The sequence below is a fragment of the Bradyrhizobium jicamae genome, assembly GCF_001440395.1.
GTDB lineage: Bacteria > Pseudomonadota > Alphaproteobacteria > Rhizobiales > Xanthobacteraceae > Bradyrhizobium > Bradyrhizobium jicamae.
This window is the reverse complement of the sequence record NZ_LLXZ01000120.1, coordinates 121,532-140,302: the sequence shown is the minus strand read 5'-3', so window position 1 is coordinate 140,302 and position 18,771 is coordinate 121,532. Positions and strand designations below refer to the sequence as shown.

General features: G+C 63.9%; 24 protein-coding genes. 18 read left to right on the top strand and 6 right to left on the bottom strand.

Annotated elements, in window-relative coordinates; all coding sequences use genetic code 11:
• Positions 1–4: 4 nt before the first annotated feature.
• Together CQ12_RS20225 and CQ12_RS20220 are read right to left on the bottom strand one after the other, a co-directional pair.
• A complete protein-coding gene (locus CQ12_RS20225; RefSeq protein ID WP_430642247.1) occupies positions 5–856 on the bottom strand; it encodes an Mrp/NBP35 family ATP-binding protein in 852 nt (283 codons plus the stop codon).
• A 7-nt stretch (positions 857–863) separates the two neighbouring features.
• Positions 864–2,903, bottom strand: a complete 2,040-nt coding sequence (locus CQ12_RS20220) for a 4Fe-4S binding protein (RefSeq protein ID WP_057837046.1) — start codon at positions 2,901–2,903, stop codon at positions 864–866.
• 169 nt (positions 2,904–3,072) lie between these two features.
• On the opposite strand from CQ12_RS20220, the gene CQ12_RS20215 reads away from it, so the two are divergent.
• The 13 genes from CQ12_RS20215 (at position 3,073) to CQ12_RS20160 (ending at position 14,432) form a co-directional block, all read left to right on the top strand.
• A complete protein-coding gene (locus tag CQ12_RS20215; protein WP_057837045.1) occupies positions 3,073–3,828 on the top strand; it encodes a biotin/lipoate--protein ligase family protein in 756 nt (251 codons plus the stop codon).
• 7 nt (positions 3,829–3,835) lie between these two features.
• Positions 3,836–4,411: a DUF6505 family protein gene (locus tag CQ12_RS20210; RefSeq protein WP_057837044.1), complete on the top strand. Its 576-nt coding sequence runs from the start codon at positions 3,836–3,838 to the stop codon at positions 4,409–4,411.
• The gene (locus CQ12_RS20205) at positions 4,408–5,430 is read left to right on the top strand and encodes a DUF6352 family protein (RefSeq protein WP_057837043.1); all 1,023 of its coding nucleotides are present in this window, start codon (positions 4,408–4,410) and stop codon (positions 5,428–5,430) included. Before CQ12_RS20210 ends, CQ12_RS20205 begins: the two co-directional genes overlap by 4 nt.
• A 22-nt stretch (positions 5,431–5,452) precedes the next feature.
• Positions 5,453–5,965 carry a DUF3305 domain-containing protein gene (locus CQ12_RS20200; RefSeq protein ID WP_057837042.1) on the top strand — a complete coding sequence of 171 codons (513 nt, stop codon included), beginning with the start codon at positions 5,453–5,455 and terminating at the stop codon, positions 5,963–5,965.
• Entirely contained in the window at positions 5,962–6,654 is a 693-nt protein-coding gene (locus tag CQ12_RS20195; RefSeq protein WP_057837041.1) for a DUF3306 domain-containing protein, read from the top strand. The genes CQ12_RS20200 and CQ12_RS20195 overlap by 4 nt, the downstream gene beginning before the upstream one ends.
• Positions 6,655–6,785: 131 nt before the next feature.
• Positions 6,786–7,574 carry a molecular chaperone TorD family protein gene (locus CQ12_RS20190; protein WP_057837040.1) on the top strand — a complete coding sequence of 263 codons (789 nt, stop codon included), beginning with the start codon at positions 6,786–6,788 and terminating at the stop codon, positions 7,572–7,574.
• A gap of 34 nt (positions 7,575–7,608) precedes the next feature.
• Complete coding sequence (locus CQ12_RS20185; protein WP_057837039.1) at positions 7,609–7,818, top strand: hypothetical protein; 210 nt, start codon at positions 7,609–7,611, stop codon at positions 7,816–7,818.
• A gap of 13 nt (positions 7,819–7,831) precedes the next feature.
• On the top strand, positions 7,832–10,798 hold the full coding sequence (locus CQ12_RS20180; RefSeq protein ID WP_057837038.1) for a formate dehydrogenase subunit alpha: 2,967 nt from the start codon (positions 7,832–7,834) through the stop codon (positions 10,796–10,798).
• 14 nt (positions 10,799–10,812) lie between these two features.
• Positions 10,813–11,409 carry a formate dehydrogenase FDH3 subunit beta gene (fdh3B, locus tag CQ12_RS20175; protein ID WP_028348819.1) on the top strand — a complete coding sequence of 199 codons (597 nt, stop codon included), beginning with the start codon at positions 10,813–10,815 and terminating at the stop codon, positions 11,407–11,409.
• A gap of 68 nt (positions 11,410–11,477) precedes the next feature.
• Positions 11,478–12,500, top strand: a complete 1,023-nt coding sequence (locus CQ12_RS20170) for a formate dehydrogenase subunit gamma (RefSeq protein WP_057837037.1) — start codon at positions 11,478–11,480, stop codon at positions 12,498–12,500.
• A 34-nt stretch (positions 12,501–12,534) separates the two neighbouring features.
• Positions 12,535–12,690: a hypothetical protein gene (locus CQ12_RS45145; RefSeq protein WP_198164205.1), complete on the top strand. Its 156-nt coding sequence runs from the start codon at positions 12,535–12,537 to the stop codon at positions 12,688–12,690.
• Between the two features lie 8 nt (positions 12,691–12,698).
• The gene (locus CQ12_RS20165) at positions 12,699–13,085 is read left to right on the top strand and encodes a gamma-butyrobetaine hydroxylase family protein (protein ID WP_245310019.1); all 387 of its coding nucleotides are present in this window, start codon (positions 12,699–12,701) and stop codon (positions 13,083–13,085) included.
• A 78-nt stretch (positions 13,086–13,163) separates the two neighbouring features.
• Complete coding sequence (locus CQ12_RS20160; RefSeq protein ID WP_057837036.1) at positions 13,164–14,432, top strand: c-type cytochrome; 1,269 nt, start codon at positions 13,164–13,166, stop codon at positions 14,430–14,432.
• Between the two features lie 32 nt (positions 14,433–14,464).
• On the opposite strand, the gene CQ12_RS20155 is transcribed toward CQ12_RS20160, so the two are convergent.
• Together CQ12_RS20155 and CQ12_RS20150 are read right to left on the bottom strand one after the other, a co-directional pair.
• Complete coding sequence (locus CQ12_RS20155) at positions 14,465–14,680, bottom strand: hypothetical protein (RefSeq protein WP_057837035.1); 216 nt, start codon at positions 14,678–14,680, stop codon at positions 14,465–14,467.
• 222 nt (positions 14,681–14,902) lie between these two features.
• Positions 14,903–15,130: a hypothetical protein gene (locus tag CQ12_RS20150; protein ID WP_057837034.1), complete on the bottom strand. Its 228-nt coding sequence runs from the start codon at positions 15,128–15,130 to the stop codon at positions 14,903–14,905.
• Positions 15,131–15,339: 209 nt separating this feature from the next.
• Between CQ12_RS20150 and CQ12_RS43960 the strand changes: the two genes are divergently transcribed.
• Entirely contained in the window at positions 15,340–15,489 is a 150-nt protein-coding gene (locus CQ12_RS43960) for a hypothetical protein (RefSeq protein ID WP_198164204.1), read from the top strand.
• A gap of 55 nt (positions 15,490–15,544) precedes the next feature.
• Here the strand turns inward: CQ12_RS43960 and CQ12_RS20145 are convergent, their stop codons facing one another.
• Positions 15,545–15,772: a hypothetical protein gene (locus tag CQ12_RS20145; protein ID WP_057837033.1), complete on the bottom strand. Its 228-nt coding sequence runs from the start codon at positions 15,770–15,772 to the stop codon at positions 15,545–15,547.
• A gap of 511 nt (positions 15,773–16,283) precedes the next feature.
• Here CQ12_RS20145 and CQ12_RS45140 point away from each other — a divergent pair.
• The 4 genes from CQ12_RS45140 to CQ12_RS20125 all read left to right on the top strand — a co-directional run bounded on the left by CQ12_RS45140 (position 16,284) and on the right by CQ12_RS20125 (position 17,772).
• Positions 16,284–16,454, top strand: coding sequence for a hypothetical protein (locus CQ12_RS45140; protein WP_198164203.1), 171 nt, complete (start codon positions 16,284–16,286; stop codon positions 16,452–16,454).
• 79 nt (positions 16,455–16,533) lie between these two features.
• Entirely contained in the window at positions 16,534–16,770 is a 237-nt protein-coding gene (locus CQ12_RS20135) for a hypothetical protein (RefSeq protein ID WP_057837031.1), read from the top strand.
• Between the two features lie 76 nt (positions 16,771–16,846).
• Positions 16,847–17,125, top strand: a complete 279-nt coding sequence (locus CQ12_RS20130) for a hypothetical protein (RefSeq protein ID WP_057837030.1) — start codon at positions 16,847–16,849, stop codon at positions 17,123–17,125.
• 56 nt (positions 17,126–17,181) lie between these two features.
• Complete coding sequence (locus CQ12_RS20125; RefSeq protein ID WP_057837029.1) at positions 17,182–17,772, top strand: NUDIX domain-containing protein; 591 nt, start codon at positions 17,182–17,184, stop codon at positions 17,770–17,772.
• Between the two features lie 13 nt (positions 17,773–17,785).
• Here CQ12_RS20125 and CQ12_RS20120 read toward each other — a convergent pair whose 3' ends face one another.
• The gene (locus tag CQ12_RS20120) at positions 17,786–18,643 is read right to left on the bottom strand and encodes an SDR family oxidoreductase (RefSeq protein ID WP_057837028.1); all 858 of its coding nucleotides are present in this window, start codon (positions 18,641–18,643) and stop codon (positions 17,786–17,788) included.
• Positions 18,644–18,771 lie beyond the last annotated feature (128 nt).

Genomic DNA, 18,771 nt, shown 5'->3' with positions numbered 1-18,771 from the left:
GCGTCTATTCGATGACGATGCGCGGCGGCGGCCGGTATGCTGCGCCGGTGACAATGGTGGTCCAGATGTCGCGGGCGATGGCGATATAATGCTTCGCATGGACGCCGTCGGGCTCGACCGCGACGATGGGGCGGCCGTCGTCGGAGGTCTGGCGAATCTGCATATCCAGCGGGATTTCGCCGAGATAGGGAATGCCGCGGCTTTCGGCTTCCGTCCGCGCGCCGCCATGGCCGAAGATCGGCGTGACGTGGTTGCAGGTCGGGCAGCAGAAGCTCGACATGTTTTCGATCAGGCCCAGGATCGGAATGCTCACCTTCTGAAACATCGCGATGCCACGCCGCGCGTCGATCAGGGCGATATCCTGCGGCGTCGAGACGATGACCGCGCCGGCGAGAGGCGCCTGTTGCGCCATGGTGAGCTGCGCATCGCCGGTGCCGGGCGGCAGGTCGACGACGAGAATGTCGAGATCGTTCCATGCGACCTCGCGCAGCAGCTGGGTGATCGCCGAGATCACCATCGGCCCGCGCCAGATCATGGCGTTGTCTTCCTCGACCAGAAAGCCGATCGACATCACCTTGACACCGAATCGCTCCAACGGCTCCAGCATGCGGGGCCCGAGTTGCCGCGGCTTGCCGCGCAGGCCGAACAGTTTCTGTTGCGACGGACCGTAGATGTCGGCGTCGAGAACGCCGGTCTTCAGCCCGAGCGCGGCAAAGCCGAGCGCGAGGTTGCAGGAGGTGGTGGACTTGCCGACGCCGCCCTTGCCGGAGGCAACCGCGATGACGTGCTTGACGCCGGGAATGCCCGCCGCCTTCGACGTCGCGCGGGCCTTGAGATCTGGCGGGGTGGCGGACACGGGCTGCTCACGATCCAAGCGGATCGTCCTTCTTTGCTTCGCGCGCGCGCAAATAATCTTCGGTTGACATGACCGGCGGGCGCTGCGGCACCGCATGCGGGTCGAAGCTTTCGTTCACGACGGCCTCGACGCGGCAATCCGCGCACATCTTGATGACGTCGAGCCGCTTCGCATTGGCGCCCTGGAACATCCAGTGTCGCTCGCTGCCGAGCTTGGCCAGCACGCGATCGATCGAGCTCTTGGTGCCGAAGGGCTTGCCGCAGGCGATGCAGCTGAACGGCTCTTCCTCCTTCAGCACGCGCTGCGGCGTGTTCCAGGCCTGGAAGTCGAGACGCGGCTCTGTCGTGATGACCTTCTCGGGGCAAGTCGATTGGCAGAGCCCACACTGCACGCAGAGGCTTTCGGTGAAGCGCAGCATCGCGCGGTCGGGATTATCAGATAGCGCGCCGGTCGGGCAGGCGGTGACGCAGGCGTGGCACAGCGTGCATCCGTCGACATTCAGGTTCACGGTGCCGAAGGGAGCGCCCGGCGCCAGCGGCACGACGTCGACCGGCGCAGGCGCGGCGAGATGAAGCTCGCGAAACGTCGTCTCCAGCACGCCGCGCTTTGCGCCGCGCGGCATGAAGCTGGCCGGCTTTTGTGTGGCGACCCCGCGGGGCGCGGCATCCAGCGCGGCGCGCAATTGATCCGGGTCGTCGGTCTCGACGATGCGGACCAGGCCAGTGCCGAAGCCGAGCGCCGAGATGATGGTGTCTGATGTTTCGACCGCGCGACGAAGCGCCGTGATGTCGTGGCGCGGTTTTCCGCGCGTTAGCAGCGCGGCGGCGCTGCCGCCATAGGCGAAGACGGAGGCAATGATCTCCGGCCCGATCTGCGTCACTTCGTTGACGCGCAGCGGCAGCACATTGGCCGGCAGGCCCTCGCCGAACCGCGCCAGGGCATCGATGATGTCCTCGCCATGTTCGCCGTCGTGAAACAACACCACGGCCTCGCTGCCGCCGGCCTTGCGGTAGGTCTGCAGCAGCGTGCGCAGACGTCGCATCAGGGCGTCCGCGCTTGGCAACGCATAGGATGCCGCGCCCGTCGGGCATACGGACGCGCAGGAGCCGCAGCCGGCGCAGACATTGGCGTCGATCGCGACCGCGTTGCCGTTCGGCGCGATCGCGCCGGTCGGACACAAATCGAGACAGCGCGTGCATCCGGTGATGGACGAGCGCGAATGCGCGCAGAGCGACGGTTCGAAATTGACAAAGCGCGGCTTGTCGAAAGTGCCGACGAGCGCGCCGGCATCCGCGATCGCGCGCTCGACGGCGGCCTTGTCGCGCGGATCGGCGCGCAGATAGCCGGGACGCAATTCATGCGCGGGAAACAGCGGCGTGCCACCGGAGAGATCGAGGATCAGATCGCAGGTCGACGACGCGCCATCGCGCGACGACCCGAACACGAGTTTTGCGCGCGAGGATGGGGATGGCAGCGCGTAATCGTCGATCGCAAGCTCGAACTGCCCGAGATGTCCGCGGGCGTTGCGGATCGTGCCCTTGAGCACAGGAAATTCGTTGGCACGCCGTGGGATCACGTCGCCGGGTTTGGTCAGGAGCACGGTGATGTCGAGCCGGTCGGCGAGACGCTGCGCTGCCTCGATTGCGATTTCATCCCGGCCATAGATCAGCGCAACGCCGCTGCTCTCCAGCGTCACCAGCTGTAGCGGCGGCATCTCTTCGCCGGCCGCGGCAATCAGCGCGGCGGCTTTCGGACCGGCGGAAGCGGCGTCCTTCGACCAGCCGCCGGTCTCGCGGATGTTGACGAAGGTAAGCTCCGCTTGCGGGGAATTTTCCGCAACTTCCCGAAACAATGGCGCTTCCTGGGTGCAGGCAACCGTGATCGGTGTGCCTGCGGCGAGCGCCTCCTTGAAGCGGTCGAGGTCGAGGCCACAAAGCTGGTTCGCCTGCGTGATCTTGCCCGTGCAGCCACGGCCGATCGCTTCCGCATCGAGCGGCATGGTCTTCTCGCAACTGCAAATCAGGAGGCGAGACTTCGCCGCATTCATGTTGAACTACCCTAAACCCGATGCGCCATACCGGGCGGTTGCTTCACCCCGTGGTTCTGCGGTAACCGCTCGGGCGGATATCTGCAAGATATAAGGCCGCTCGCGCTGCCAGCTAGTGCGGGGTAGCATACACAAGCGGCCTATGAAGCCATGAGGGAAATAGCTCTTCGTGATCGCTCGTCTCGGGGATACGGAACAGACGCTCGATCTGCCGCCCGGTTATACTTTGGTCGCGTTGCGCGAACTCGGCGACGCGTTTGCCCATGCTCGCGAGATCGCGGCGGAGGCGGGGGCCGGGACACTGGTATGGGTGCGCCGCTATGACCTGGTCGAGTTCGCGGTGGTGCTCGAACCGGACGAGCCGCTTGCTTCGGCGCGCCGGGCGTTCTTTGCCGGCATGAATGCGTTGGCGGACGCGATTGCCGCCCATTGTCCGCCGGAGCGGGAGGTTGCGTTCGACTGGCCCGACGCCATCAGGTTCGACGCCGGATTGCTTGGTGGCGGCCGACTGGCCTGGCCGAACGATTGCGCCGAGGACGAGGTGCCGTCCTGGCTCGTGTTCGGCGTGATCCTGCGCGCGGCCGCGATGGCGCATGTCCCGGAGGTGCAGGCGGCTTCGGGCGTGTCCCTGCTGAGCGAAGGTTTCGAGATGGTCGAGACCGATGCGATCATCGAAAGCTTCAGCCGCCATTTGATGACCGCGTTCGACCGCTGGAAGGAGCGCGGCTTCGAGGCGATCGCGCGCGACTATCTGGAGCGACTGCCTCAACGCAAGGCCGGCGAGCGCCGGGGCATCGACGTCAACGGCGATCTTCTGGTGCGGCTGGCTGCCGGCAACGCAGCGCCGGAGCGGAATAGCCTCGTGGATGCGCTGGCGAGGGCCAGTTGGTATGATCCTCAGGCGCGGGGTCCGAAATTCGAATGAGGCGGACATGTTGAAGTTTCCGCGAACCATCAGGCTGGATCCGTCCGATACCTTTGTTTTCGAGCGGGCGGCGGAACCCGGCGAATGGGCGGTTTCCGGCGCGTTCATATTCTGGAACCAGGATCCGGCGACGCTCGGCCAGAAGCAGCGCGTGGCGCTGCGTTCGGGCTTTCTCGGGATCGACAGTCTCGGATGGTCGACGCTTGCTGTCGTCACCGAAGCGAGCGAAGCGGAACGGCAGGCGATGATCGAGCGGCTCGCCGGGCATTTGATGGGTAAATTCGGCGCGCCCGATGCGAACGCCGCGCGTCTTGCGGCCGAGGAAGAGATCGCGTTCGCAGGCTCGCTCTGCGATCATCCGCCGCAGACGCTGCTCGCCGTGCAGCGCAGCGTCGAGAATGGCGAGATCCGCGAGCGCTTTCGCACCCTGAAGCCGCGTCCGGCTGCCGCAGATGCCGACCGGTTGCACGCCCATGCCAGCGCCTTTACCTTCCATGAAGTCGAAGGCGATGATGAACCTGCCGATGAGGTCGATCTTCGCGGGCTGATCAGAACCGACGGCAAGACGACGGATCGTACATGAGAGAATTCTGGGTCGCCTCGGGTCATCACCTCACGCGCCGCGCCGATCACGGCGGGCTGGTGGCGACGCCCGAACTCATCATGGCCTATTTGGCGCGGCCTGAATTGCTGCCGCCGGCCGACGCCTGCGAGGCCGAGCTTCGCCTGCATGAGAGCCTGATGGCCGATCCGTTGCGTCCTGTGTCGGGTGCCGACATCGCCGCGCTCGCCGATGCGGATGCGCGCGAAAACTGGTCCTTCATGATGAATTTCCGTGACCGGCTGATGGCGGCGCCGTCGCTGGAGGCGGTCTATGTCGCACTGGCTCGCAAGGGGGCCGGCGACCTGCCGCCGATCTTTCTGTCGCAACTGTGTCACCTGATCCTGCGCAACGCGCTCGAAGGCTGCGACGATCCCTATATCTTGCGGGCGGCCGAATTGTTCTATCGCAGCCAACTCGCCGCCATTCACGAAGGCACGCTGCTGCTGGCCGATGCCGAGGTCATCGAGGCGGAGCAGCATGCCCAGCACGACCTGCATTCGTCGCCGCTGACGGCGATGCTGCAGCGGCCGAAGTCGTTCGGCGAGATGGACGTGATGGACGATGAAAACGCCTGGACCTATTGGTCGCGATCGGACGCGCATGCAATGGTCATGAATCTCGGCGGCAACAAGAAAGCGCGCGCCGGGCTGTGCCGGGTCATCGAGCGCTGGCTCGGTCATCTCCTCGGGATTACCGTCAACGTCGAAACGATTGCCTCGATCGAGGATCGCGACTGGCGCTGGTTCATCGGCCTCGACAGCGAGGCGACGCGGATCGGCAACGCGCTGTGGCGCGGCGAGCGGCTGGAAGGGGACGTTGCCGAGCGCATCGTGGCCCTGATGCGGCTGACATTCGAAGATGCGCGGCTGGTGGATGAGCGGGTCGGCGACAAGCCGGTCTATCTCATTCTCGCCATGGGCGCGGACAAGGTGGTGCGGCTGAAGCCGCAAAATCTGGTCGCGGGGCTGCCGCTTGCGGCGACCGCGAACGCCACATGATCCGCCGAAGGGAGGATCTGGCATGACCGAAGCATCCCGGGAGGTCGGCGTCGTGGTGCGACGCCGTTCGATCGACAATCCCTGGGTCGATCAGTTGTGGTCGCCGGCGATGATCCTGGACGAAGTGCCGGCGACCGCGCCGTGGACCGCGCTGTCCACCGAGGCCGATACGACGACCTATTACGCCGGCGCGGCCAGCATCGATCTGTTCAGTGCCGAGACGGCGAATTATCGCGATAACCTCGCCGATGGCGAGCCCCGGATCTGGGTGGCGTTGCGGCGCCAGGACGGCGGCGCTGAACTCGAGCTGACGAAAGTGACCGCCGACCCGACCGAAGGGGAGGCGATGTTCGAAAGCGGCTGCGACGTGATCGGTACTGTGCCGATGCCGCCGGAAATCGCCGCCTGGATTGCCGCCTTCGTCGATCAATTCCATGTCGAGCGCGTGTTCCACAAGCGCAAGCGGGATCGCGCCAGTGGCGATCGGCCGCGTGTGCCCGGCGTCGGGCCGGATGAGAGGATGGGTCGCAAATGAGTGGTCCGGACGAGGCCGATCGGGACAAGGGCTTTCTGGCGCGATGGTCGCAGCGCAAGCAGGAGGCAAAACAGGCCGAGCCCAAGCCGGACACGCCGGTCGCCGAAAGCGTGGAGGCGTCAGATCCGCCGGCGGCGCAACCCGAAGACACCGAGCCGGAGTTCGATCTTTCGACCTTGCCAAAGCTCGAAGAGCTGACGGAGACCACCGATATCACCGCCTTCCTTCGCAAAGGCGTCCCCGAACAGTTGCGAAATGAGGCCTTGCGAAAATCCTGGGCGCTCGATCCTGCGATCCGCAATTACGTCAACCCCGCACTCGATTATGCCTATGACTGGAATGCGCCGGGCGGGGTACCCGGCGGCGGCGAACTCGGACCCGGCGTCGATGTGGCGCGGCTGGTCGCGCAGATCATGGGCGAGCCTGCAGCGGAAACCGTAAAATCCGATGCAAATGCCGGGAAAGACGTGGCCGGTTCCCCGCCACCTGATCTGTCACCAGAATCGCAATCGGAACTCCCGATGCAGCCTGTGAGACGGGCTGAAGAGGCGATCGTGGACGCAGAAGTTGCTTCAAATGTCGAGAAAGCGGCTGATGGAACCGCGCGGGCGGACGAGTCAGAGCCGGCGCGGACTGTTGCGCCGCAGCAACCAGTGCGACGTCATGGCACCGCGAAACCGATTGTTTAGACAAAAGTTTCTGCGGACATAGGCTCAGCCTATGTTACAGACTCCTCACTTGGAATAATTCCAATTCTAAGTTTGCATGCCCGAGGGACACGGGCGCGGGCGCGAGCGGGCGGGGAGAAATCGGTAGCACCATGCGTGATGCCGGGCTGGAATTAGCAATCAAGGCAGCAGGTGGCGTCGGGTCGCTGGCGCGGGGATTGGGCATTGCCCAGCCTTCGGTGTCAGCGTGGTCGCGCATTCCTGCCGAGCGGGTTCTGGCCGTCGAGGCGCTGACGCAGGTGGAGCGTTTCGTCCTGCGTCCCGATCTCTACGGCGCGCCTGTAGATCAGGCGTCATCGAAGTCCGAGGTCGACGAGATCGACCAACTGCGCGCCGCGGAATACGGCCTGCTGTCGCTGCTGCTCGGCAAGGCGCCCGACGCGGACACGCTGAAGCGGGTCGCTACGCTGAAGGGCGACGGCTCCGATCTCGGCATGGCGCATGTCGAACTCGCATCCGCTGCGGCCGCAACGGATGATCGCGCCGCGAGCCGCGAGTTCTTCGATCTCTTCATCGGGCTCGGCCGCGGCGAACTGCTGCCCTATGCCTCCTATTACCTGACCGGCTTCCTTCACGAGCGCCCGCTGGCGCGGGTGCGCGAGGATCTGCGCGCGCTCGGGGTCGAGCGCGCGGGCACCTCGCGGGAGCCGGAGGACCACATCGCAATCCTGCTCGAGGTCATGGCCGGACTCGCACGCGGCGACTTCGAGGCCGAATTCGCCGAACAGGCAGGTTTCTTCGAGCGACATCTCAAGCCATGGGCGGCGCGGATGTTCGCCGATCTGGAGATGTCGCAATCGGCGCGTTTCTACCGCGCCGTTGGCCGGGCCGGCCGTGTCTTCATGGAACTGGAATCCGAAGCCTTCACGCTGTCCGCATGACGGCGATGAGGCAACGTGAAAATGGGAGAGCGCAATGAGCAAGCCATCCGACAGTAAGTCAGGGGTCAAAGGGGTGGATCGGCGCAGCCTGTTTCTGATGGGCGGTTCGGCGGTCGCTGCAGCAGCCGTTGTGCCGTTGGCCGGCACCGAGGCGGCGGCGGACGAGTCGCAATCCGAGCGCGTCAAGGCGCGCTACAAGGAAACCGATCACGTCAAGAACTTCTATCGCGTCAACCGCTATTGATGGGACCACGCACATGTTGATGAAGCGAAAAGATGGATCCGCGGGCAGGGCGCGTTTGCAGGGAATCGCTGCCGGCCTCGCGTCTGGCGTTCTCGACCGCCGTACGTTCCTGCGGCGCTCCGGTTTGGCGGCCGGTGCGGGCGCCGCGATCGGCCTGATGCCGCTCGGCTCGGTGCGCAAGGCGCAGGCAGGGCCGGAGAAGGTTGGCGCGCCGACCGAAATCAGGAAGAACATCTGCACGCATTGCTCGGTCGGCTGCACCGTGATTGCCGAAGTGCAGAACGGCGTCTGGGTCGGCCAGGAGCCGGCATGGGACTCACCGATCAACCGCGGCTCGCATTGCGCCAAGGGCGCCGCCGTGCGCGAACTCGTCCACGGTGACCGCCGCCTGAAATATCCGATGAAGCTGGTCAACGGCGAGTGGCAGCGGGTCTCGTGGGACCAGGCCATCAACGAGATCGGCGACAAGATGATGGAAATCCGCGCCAAGTCGGGCGCCGATTCCGTTTATCTGCTCGGCTCCGCGAAATTCTCCAACGAGGGCGGCTACCTGTTCCGCAAGTTCGCGGCGTTCTGGGGCACCAATTCGATCGATCACCAGGCCCGCATCTGTCATTCGACCACCGTCGCCGGCGTCGCCAATACCTGGGGCTACGGCGCGATGACGAATTCCTACAACGACATGCGCAACTCGAAGACGATCGTCTTCATGGGATCGAACGCGGCCGAAGCGCATCCGGTGTCGTTGCAGCACATCCTTTCGGGCAAGGAGCTCAACCGCGCCAACGTGTTCGTGCTCGACCCGCGCTTTACCCGCACCGCGGCGCACGCCACCGAATATGTCCGGTTCCGCGGCGGTACCGACATTGCGGTGATCTGGGGCATGCTGCACCACATCTTCAACAATGGCTGGGAAGACAAGGAATTCATCAAGCAGCGCGTCTACGGCATGGACCAGATCCGCGCCGAAGTCGCCAAATGGACGCCGGAGGAGGTCGAGCGTGTCACCGGCATTCCCGGCGAGCAGCTGAAGAAGGTCGCCGAGACCTTTGCCAAGCAGCGTCCGTCGGCCTTCGTCTGGTGCATGGGCGGCACCCAGCACACCGTCGGCACCGCCAACGTGCGGGCCTATTGCAACCTGCTGCTGGCGACCGGCAATGTCGGCTCCTTCGGCGGCGGCGCCAACATCTTCCGCGGCCACTGCAACGTGCAGGGCGCGACCGATATCGGCCTCGATATCACGTCGCTGCCGCTCTATTACGGCCTGGTCGAGGGCGCCTGGAAGCACTGGGGACGGGTCTGGGAAGTCGAATACGATTATCTGCAGTCGCGCTTCGACGAAGTTCCGGCAAAGGCGGGCCGTCCGGCGCGTACCCGCAAGCAGAACATGGAGCTGCCGGGCATCCCGTGGACCCGCTGGTTCGATGCGACGCTTTCCAACCCTGATGACGTCGACCAGCGCGATGCCGTGAAGGGCGTGGTCATCATGGGGCACGGCGGCAACACCGTGCCGCGCATGACGGAGATGGTGAAGGGCCTCGAGAAGCTCGAGCTGCTCGTCGTCGCCGATCCGCATCCCACCACCTTCGCCGCGATCTCCGATCGCAAGAACGGCACCTATCTGCTGCCGGCCTGCACCCAGTTCGAGACTGCGGGCTCGCGCACGGCCTCCAACCGTTCACTGCAGTGGGGCGAGCAGATCGTCAAGCCGATCTTCGAATCGAAGGACGACTACGAGATCATCTACCGTCTCTCGGCCAAGCTCGGCTTCGCCGACAAGATGTTCAAGAACATCAAGGTCGAGAACAACCGTCCGTCGCCCGAAGACCTGCTCCGCGAAATCAACCGCGGCGGCTTCTCGACCGGCTATTCCGGCCAGTCGCCGGAGCGGCTGAAGGCGCACATGAACAACCAGGGCAAGTTCGACCTGGTGACGCTGCGCGCCAAGGCAGACGAGCCGGAGATCGGCGGCGACTATTACGGCCTGCCGTGGCCGTGCTGGGGCACGCCGCAGATCAAGCATCCGGGCACGCATACGCTCTACAACACCAACCTTCACGCCAAGGACGGCGGCGGCACGTTCCGCGCGCGCTTTGGCGTGGTCTATGAAGAGAAGCAGCCGGACGGCTCGGTGAAGAACGTCAACATGCTGTCGGAAGGCTCCTACAGCAAGGGCTCCGAACTGACCGACGGCTACCCCGAGTTCACCTACGGCGTGCTCAAGAAGCTCGGCTGGGACAAGGACCTCACCGCGGACGAGCTCGCCACCATCAACAAGATCGGCGGCAACAATCCCGATGGCGTCGGCTGGGCGGTCGATCTGTCCGGCGGCATCATTCGCGTCACGCTGGAGCATGGCGTGATGGCGTACGGCAACGGCAAGGCCCGCGCGGTGGCGTGGAATCTGCCTGATCCCGTGCCTGTTCATCGCGAGCCGATCTACACGGCGCGGCCCGATCTCGTCGCGAAATATCCGACGCGTCCGGACGGGCGTCAGTTCCGCATGGCCAATCTCGGCTTCTCGATCCAGAAGGCCGCGGTGGAGAAGGGACTGGCCAAGCAGTTCCCGATCATCCTGACCTCGGGACGCCTCGTCGAATACGAAGGTGGCGGCGAAGAAACCCGATCGAACAAGTGGCTCGCCGAGTTGCAGCAGGACATGTTCGTCGAGGTCAACACCTCTGACGCCGCCGAGCGCGGCATCAAGGATGGCGGCTGGGTCTGGGTCTACGGCCCGGAGAACAGCTCGAAGGCCCGCGTCAAGGCGTTGGTCACCGACCGGGTCGGGAAGGGCGTGGCGTTCATGCCGTTCCACTTCTCCGGCTGGTTCCAGGGCGTCGACCAGCGCGGCAAATATCCGAAGGGTGCGGACCCGATCGTGCTCGGCGAAAGCGTCAACACGATCACGTCCTACGGCTACGACCCGGTCACCGGCATGCACGAGGGCAAGGTGACCCTGTGCCAGATTCAAGCGGCGTGAGAGGAGAATAGATCATGGCTCGCGTCAAATTTCTCTGTGATGCCGACCGTTGCATCGAGTGCAACGCCTGCGTGACGGCCTGCAAGAACGAACATGAAGTGCCGTGGGGCATCAATCGCCGCCGCGTCGTCACCATCAATGACGGCAAGCCCGGCGAACGTTCGGTCTCGATGGCGTGCATGCACTGCACGGACGCGCCGTGCGCCGCGGTCTGCCCGGTATCGTGCTTCTACACCACCGCCGACGGCGTGGTGCTGCACTCCAAGGACCTGTGCATCGGCTGCGGCTATTGCTTCTACGCCTGTCCGTTCGGCGCGCCGCAATATCCGAAGGTCGGCAACTTCGGATCGCGCGGCAAGATGGACAAGTGCACCTATTGCGCGGGCGGACCGGAAGCCGACTCGACGCCGGCCGAATACGCCAAATACGGAGCCAACCGCCTGGCCGAAGGCAAGCTGCCGATCTGCGCCGAGATGTGCTCGACCAAGTCGCTGCTCGCCGGCGACGGCGCGATCATCGCCGAAATCTACAAGGAGCGGGTGATGAAGCGCGGCTACGGCTCGGGCATGTGGGGCTGGAAGACCGCCTACAGCGACTCGCCGACCGGCTGATGCAACGGCCGCCGCGCTCCGGCGCGGCGGCACAAGCGTAATTCCGATAATCGAAAGGCGTTGTGCAAATGCCAGGCTCAATTTCAATTCTCAGGTTCGCAGCCTTCAAATCGCTGTTCGCCGCGTTCGCTCTGCTGTTCGTGCTCACGCATCCCGCGGCGGCGCAGATATCGTTCAAGCCGACCGCCGAGGCCGTTCAGGAAGACAAGCTTCTGAATGCGCTCAAGGAGGGCGACAAGATTTCCGGGCGAGTATCGATTCCGGACGGAAATGCGGCCAATCTGATCCAGCCCGCCGGGCGCGATTGGCGCGACTTCCAGCGCAGCAAGCTGCCGTGGATCGGCGGCATTGCCATTCTGGGAATGCTCGTCTTGCTGGCGATTTTCCTGATGGTGCGTGGGCGAATTCGCGTGCAGCAGGGGTTCTCGGGGAGGACGATCCTGCGCTTCAACAGCTTCGAACGCTTCGTCCACTGGCTTACGGCAAGCTGCTTCATCGTTCTCGCGCTCTCAGGCTTGAACGTCAGCTTCGGCCGCACCCTGATCCTGCCCCTGTTCGGTCCGGACGCCTTTGCCGCCATGTCGGCCTGGGCCAAGCTTGCGCATAATTATCTGGCGTTCCCGTTCATGCTGGGTGTCCTGATCATGTTCCTGATCTGGATCAAGAATAACATCCCGGGCAAACTCGATCTGGAGTGGATCAAGCAGGGCGGGGGGCTGCTGTCCAACGGCAAGCATCCGCCGGCCAGGCGTTTCAATGCCGGCCAGAAAGGCATCTTCTGGATCGTGATCATCGGCGGCGCGCTGATGTCGGTGTCCGGCTGGTTCCTGCTATTCCCGTATCTGCCTGGCAACGTCACCGCGCTCCAGTTCTGGACGGTGATCCATGCCATCATTGCGATGCTCTTCATCGCCGCGATGCTGGCACACATCTACATCGGCTCGATCGGGATGGAAGGCGCCTTCGACGCCATGGGGAGCGGCGAGGTCGACGTCAACTGGGCTCGGGAACATCATGCGCTCTGGGTCGAGGAACAGCAGGGCAAGGCCAATGCGCCGGCCGATCGCGTCCGGGCCGTGCCGGCCGAGTGATCGGGCGGCTTAAAGTCAAAGGTGAGGAAGTGACATGAAATCCTTTGTTGCGGCTGTAGCATTCGCGGTCGTCGCCGCGGTCGGCGTCGCGATGGTGCTCAACGCCATTCAGGAGCCGAGCTCGGTCGCCTTTACGACCAGCGGCGCCAGGGTCGGCGATCCCGGCCATAATCTGATCGGCCCGAGCTGACGCCGGCAGTGGGCGCGCCTGACGTCACACTGGCGTGGCCGGTCGAAATCCGGCTGCCGAAGGATCGCCGCTCCCTACGCATCGCCTTTGACGATGGCCGCACTTTTGATCTTCCCGCCGAATTGCTCCGGGTCACCAGCCCGTCCGCGGAGGTGCAGGGGCATTCCGAGGCCGAGCGCAAGACGGTCGGCGGAAAACGCAACGTCGCCATTCTTTCGGTCGATCCGGTCGGTAATTATGCCGTCAGGATAGGGTTCGACGACATGCATTCGACCGGCATCTACTCCTGGGCGTTCCTGCGCGATCTCGGCGAGAATGCCGAGCGGCGCTTTCAGGATTATCTCGCCGACCTCAACGCCAAGGGGCTCGACCGCGACAGGCCGGGCGTACGTTAAGGGCCGGCGGGAATGGCAGCCAGGGATTCGGCGAAAGCTCCCCATCGCAACAGAGGCCGGACAGCGCTGTTGGTGCTTATGACCGGGTGGATCGCGCTGCCGATCTCTACAACGGCCACCCTGGCGCAGATGCGCGGGCATGGCGGCCCGGTGCGGGCGCTGGCGATCTCGGCCGACGGGAAAAGCGCGATCTCTGGCAGCTTCGATTCGACCGCGATCCGCTGGTCGCTGACGCGCAGTGCGGCCGAGCAGGTGCTTCGTTTCCATTCCGACGCCGTCAACACGGTCGCACTGCTCGGGGACAAGCGCGCAGCGACCGCCGGCGCTGATGGCCGCATCGCGATCTGGACGTTTGGCAAGACCGAGCCCGACACGGTGTTCGAAGGTCACACGGCACCAGTCGTCGCGCTGGCGGTGTCGCCCGATGGCGCAACGCTGGCATCGGCCTCGTGGGATCGCACGGTGCGGCTCTGGCCGCTCGCGGGCGGGGCGCCGCGCGTGCTCGATGAGCATACGCAGAACGTCAACGGCGTGGCGTTTACGCCCGATGGCCGCGCCCTGGTCAGTGTCAGCTACGACCTCAGTGTTCGCATCTGGCCGCTGTCGGGCGCGCAGCCGCCGACCGTCGTTGCAATGCCGACCCCGCTCAACGCTGTGGCTGCCGGCGCCGACGGTGAGATCGCGGTAGGGGGCGCCGACGGCAAGGTCTATTTCCTGACCGCAAGCGGCACGCGCGCCGGCGAGGTCGCCGCAGGGCCAAGGCCGGTGATTTCGATTGCGATTTCGCCCGACGGCGCGCTGGTGGCCGCCGCGGGTATCGGTGGCACGGTCGCGGTGATCGATCGCAAGACACGTACGCTCGCACGCACGCTGGTCGGGCCGGGCCTGCCGGTCTGGTCGGTGGTCTTCTCGCCGGACAGCCGCACGCTGCTGACCGGCGGCGCCGACAACATCATCCGGCGCTGGAACGCGGCGACCGGCGAACCGGTGGATCCGATTCTCATGGAGACGGCGGGCGATCCGCTCGCGGCCTATGCCGGCGATCGCGGCGCGGAGGTGTTTCGCGCCTGTGTCGCCTGCCATACGCTCGGCGCCGATCAGGCGAACCGCGCAGGCCCGACGCTCGCCGGAATTTTCGGCCGGCGCATCGCGACCGCGCCGGGCTATAATTTTTCCGAGGCGCTCAAGCAGCTCGATATCGTCTGGACGCCGGCGACGGTTTCCAAACTGTTCGAGGTCGGGCCCCAGGCCTACACGCCCGGCACCAAGATGCCGGAGCAGCGTATCGGTTCGGAGCAGGACCGCGCCGCGCTGGTGCAATTCCTCGAGCGGGCGACAAAGCAATAATATCGAGCGGCGCGGCGACTATTTCAGCTTCGTCAATGTTTCGCGGGCGGTGCCGAGAAGACCAGCGACATATCCTCGTATTCCTCGATCGGAAGCGTGGTTACTCCTGCGGAGGCCGGAGATTTCTTCGATAACGCCACGCCGGTGGTTACGGTCGAGCGTTCATGGGAAATCGAGTACGAGCGCATGGTGGTTGCGACAGCGAGCAGGGCGACTGCCACGAATCCGGAAAACAACAGACGCTTCATGGAAAACTCCGTTGGTCGAAATGCATTGTGGCTTGCACCACCGCAATACGGCCAACGGTCACGCGTGAATGTGTTCTGCGTCACTATCACGATCTTGTTTTTGACAATTGAATCGGTTCTATCGCGCGGAATCAGATGCTGAATCGCCACCACTAGTTGATGGATCGTCGTTTGTCGCCGCAGCGCTGTCCCCGGCGAATTGCACGCGTGAAGCGAATTTGTCTACGGCGTGGGTCGACGACCGGTGCGCGGATTGAGCGGACCCGTCGGCCGCCGCCGCAATGCTTCCGGCAGAAACTCCTCGTCTGAATCTGGCACAGCGCTGGAGCGGACGTCCGCCGCGGACTGGGCCCTTTCGTGCGGGGTCTGGTTGTCGTTGAATCGTCGCTTCACGTCGACGCCGTCAACGGGATCGTTGACGCCGTGCTGAATGTCTCTGAAGTCGCCCATGAAATCCTCCCTGAGCGATTATCGATCTGCATGCTCGCAAACGCGATCTGGTGAACGGTGTTCCACGGAATCCGCGAGAAGCCGCGCCAAATTGAAGCTCAAATGGAACCGTGGCCCCGGCGCTTAATTGATCCCAGGCAACCGCGAGATGGAGCGGCAGACGAGCAACAAGGCTAATCGGATAATCAACCGCAATTTGGGAGAATGTGATGGGACTCGAAGCCGTGTATTTCATCGGAGCGTTCGTGCTTCTTACCGCGCTGATCTACGGGACGTTGAGCTACCGTTATCGCAACCGGGCGGCAACGGCGGTGGGCGAGCAAATCGTGCGGGAGCGCTATCGACGGAATGAAAGCTGACGCCAGGCCCGCCCGGATATCGCTGCGCTCATCCGGGCTACGGACAGATCCTGATTCACGGCACGCTTTGGGAGTCCTTGGCGCCGAGTGCAGTCTTGTTGCCGGCGTCGCGACCGGGGACGCTGACATGAACCTCGTGACCTTGCCGGATCGCGAGTGAGGCAGCCGCAACGGCTGCTTCGAACGCTGCTTCCTTGGTGTCGTAGCTGTGCGGCGCGCTTCCGTCGTGGAGAACGGTCCAGCCATCCGGCTTGGAAATGATCATGTATTCGGCCAATCCCATCGAAGCCTCCTTGCTGCTTGCAAGGGCAACGTGGAAGCCCGTTCACCGTTCCGATAGCGTGTCATGCCAAGGCATTCACGCGCGCGTCTCGCCGCATCGGCGGCGTGTCTTGGGGGGGGATCAGGTCTTGGGTGGACGCCCGCGTTTCGCGAATAGAAGCCCTTGCATGTCAGCTTCCTTCTGGAGAAGACCTGCGCGTTTCAGCGCCTCGCTGCGGGCTGCACCATGGGGCATCGCACGTGCTTGCTCCAGGGCCGCCAGCGCCTCGGTTTGCAGCTCATGTTGGGGCCGAACGTCGTCTTTCCGTTTGTCCATACGAAAAGCGTAGGGACGGGAACTTCGCCTGTCTGTTCGGTTCCTGACGTTGGAACCAGGGCAGCGGGAGATTTCCCCCAGGAACCAACCGCGAGCTCGCTGCTTCCACCTCCAGATCTTCAAAACCCGATCGGGAATAGCGGCGTGGGCCAGCGCCCACCAGCCGATCATTGTTCGATGGACGGAGGCATTGCGCATGCTCGAAGAGAAGCTAAAGGACGCAATCGTCGCGGAGCTGAAAAGGCAAGCCGCGAATGATCCGAAATCGCTCAGCGTCGAAAGCTCCGACGGTCTCGCCGTCAAGGGCAAGATCGATCTGGACGATCTCGTGATGGTGATTGCGGGCGCCGTTGCCGGAGGGCCGTAACGGCCTGCCGCGAGCCGGCAAGCTGCATCAGGAACGGAGCGCGGCGCCGGACGTTTTCTCACAAATGGATTGAGGCAACATGACGGAACCACTGCCATTGCTGATCGAGAGTTCGATTGCGATCGCCTGGGATTATCTCGAGCGTACGGGAGAGTTGGGCGATGCGATGGTGGCTGGCCGCTTCCTCAGCGACACGATCGAGTTGATGGTGCGCCGTGGCGAGCGGCGGCGGTTGATGCTCGCCAACAAGGCCATCACCGCCTATCAGCAGTTTTTGCGGCACCAGTCCAGACCTCCGGTGCTCGCGTCGGCCTGATGACAGTTCTGTGTTGATCCCGGAACCCTTCATGTGAGCGCTGGTTGAAGAGTCGCTTCAACCAAAGGAGTTTCCCATGAAGAAAACGATCCTCGCTTGCGCGTGTGCGCTGTTGTTGTCGACCGGCAACGTGTTCGCCCAAATGCAGCCGGCGCCGGGCGGCGCGGCCCACGGTGACGTTGGCCCCGGCGCGGGCAAAGGCACGAAGGCTAAAAGCACGAAAATGGAAAAGGGCATGACCACCGGCACTGGCAAGATGAAGGCTGGAAGCTCGACCAGCAGCGCCCCGTCCAGTTCGGGTAATGTGGGACCGGGGACCAACAACAACACGGGCCCGCAGCCCGGCGGCCGCTAAATTCTCACGAATGCCGTTGCCTGCAAGGCAGCGGCATTCGTGCTGGTCGCACGAAAATGGAAGGTGAAACCGTACAGATCCGCGACGTCGAGACCGTTGCCCAGGGCAAGGGCAAGCTGACCCGCGTGACTTACGAGCAGTGCAGACGCGACGGTGATCAACAGCGGCGCCAGCGCGAGATCTACGATAACGGCAACTCGGCCGTCATTCTTCCCTACGATTCCGCCCGCAAGACCGTGCTGCTGACCCGGCAATTGCGGCTGCCGATATTTCTGCAGGATGGCATCGAGCGAAGCGTGGAGGCGTGTGCCGGCAAGCTCGATGGCGAAAGCGCCGAACGGCGTATCGTGAAGGAGATGCAGGAGGAGCTCGGCTACGAGATCACGAACGTGCAACGATTGTTCGAGCTCTATGTCAGTCCAGCCGCGATCATGGAGAAGATCGTCTTTTTCATCTGCAGCTATACACCGCAAAACAAGGTGTCGGGCGGTGGCGGGCTGAAGGAGGAGGGAGAGGACATCGAGGTGGTCGAGACCACGTTGGACGAAGCTGCCGCGATGATTGCAGCCGGTGAAATCGTCGACGCCAAAACCGTCATTCTCGTGCAGTATCTGAGCGATCGCCTGCAGGCCGCTGCGCGCGGCTAGACTGGCGTAGCCGCTACAGGAAGGGCTTTCCACCGGTGACCGCAATCGTTGCGCCGGAGACGTAACTGGAAAGCGGATCGGCCAGCATGACGTAGGCGGTTGCCAATTCGACGGGCTGTCCCGGACGCTTCATCGGGACCTGCTTGCCGAAATTCTTCACGGATTCCTCAGGCAGGGTCGAGGGAATCAGCGGGGTCCAGATCGGCCCCGGGGCGACGGCATTGGCGCGAATGCCCTTCTCGGCCAGCATCTGAGCCAGCCCCGCCGTGAAATTGTGGATCGCTCCCTTGGTGGTCGCATAGGCCAGCAAAGTAGGGTTGGGCACATCCGAATTGATCGATGCGGTATTGATGATGCAGCTTCCGGCCTTCATGTGAGCGACGGCCGCTTTGGTCAGATAGAACATCGCGTGGATGTTGACCTTGAAGGTCAACTCCCATTCCTCGTCGCTGATGTCCTCGATGGATTTGAAGCTGGCCTGATGCGCGGCGTTGTTGACGAGGATATCGATGCCACCGAGCTCCGATACGGCCTTGGCGATCACTGCCCGGCAATGATCGGGATGCTGGATGTCGCCTGAAACAAGAACGGCCTTCCTGCCAGTATCGGTCACCAGCCGCTCGGTCTCCCGCGCATCGTCGTGCTCTTCGAGATAGGAGATCAGCACGTCGGCTCCTTCCCTGGCGAAGGCAATAGCGACCGCGCGACCGATGCCGCTATCACCGCCCGTGATGACGGCTTTCTTGCCGTTGAGCCGGCCGCTGCCTTTGTAGGAGGTTTCGCCATGGTCAGGCAGCGGGTTCATGGCGCCGGTCGTGCCCGGCATCGGCTGGTGCTGGCTGGGGAAGGGCGGGCGCGGATAGTGCAGCATGTATCTCTCCCTGAAAAAAAGGCGCTGGCGATGCAGCGCTCATGCCGCGAGTGAGACGGTGGAGGTTTCCAGATGGACCTGGTCCGGGAGCAATGTTCGGCCGCGGCCTTCGTTCCTGTAGCGCGCAG